Source organism: Sulfobacillus sp. hq2 (assembly GCF_002903155.1).
In the GTDB taxonomy this organism is placed as follows: domain Bacteria; phylum Bacillota; class Sulfobacillia; order Sulfobacillales; family Sulfobacillaceae; genus Sulfobacillus; species Sulfobacillus thermotolerans.
In genome coordinates this window covers 1-436 of record NZ_NWUL01000041.1, presented here as the reverse complement: position 1 = coordinate 436, position 436 = coordinate 1, and the positions used below count along the sequence as shown (strand labels likewise).

The window sequence follows — 436 nt, the reverse complement described above, 5'->3', positions numbered from 1 at the left end:
GGCTTTTCTCGGCCCCTAACGGGACCCGCAGTCCTCACAGGATTCGTCTGCTCGGGGGTGGCTTCCGCTCCATCGCGTGGGGATGTTTTCCCCCCACGCACCGCTCAAGATCCCGGCAGGAGAAGGATGGCAGGAAACTCCCATCGGTGTCCCGTCGGTGGTGCCCTGAGCCCCAGTGTTACTGGGCCCTCATCAAGATGCCCCGTCGCTCCTTTCGCCACGTGGTGGCGACGGGGGAATGCGATATGGGTCATTCGGAGAATAACGTCTTGCGATACCCTAACCAGGCACTCAAATACTGATGGTGCGATGCCAACGTCTTCGTCATGATCCGTTTAATCCGAGCCCATGCACTCCAATCATTTTTCCGATAAGTGGGGTCGTTCCATTGATCGCGGTCTTGCATCCAGAGCCGCAAGGCTTTCGGGACGTTTTC

At 58.3% G+C, this 436-nt stretch carries 1 protein-coding gene; it reads right to left on the bottom strand.

All coding sequences use genetic code 11. The features are described 5' to 3' along the window. Positions 1 to 250 precede the first annotated feature (250 nt). Positions 251 to 436, bottom strand: a 186-nt coding sequence (locus CO251_RS17450) for a hypothetical protein (RefSeq protein WP_158246320.1), incomplete at its 5' end; no start/stop codon positions are given.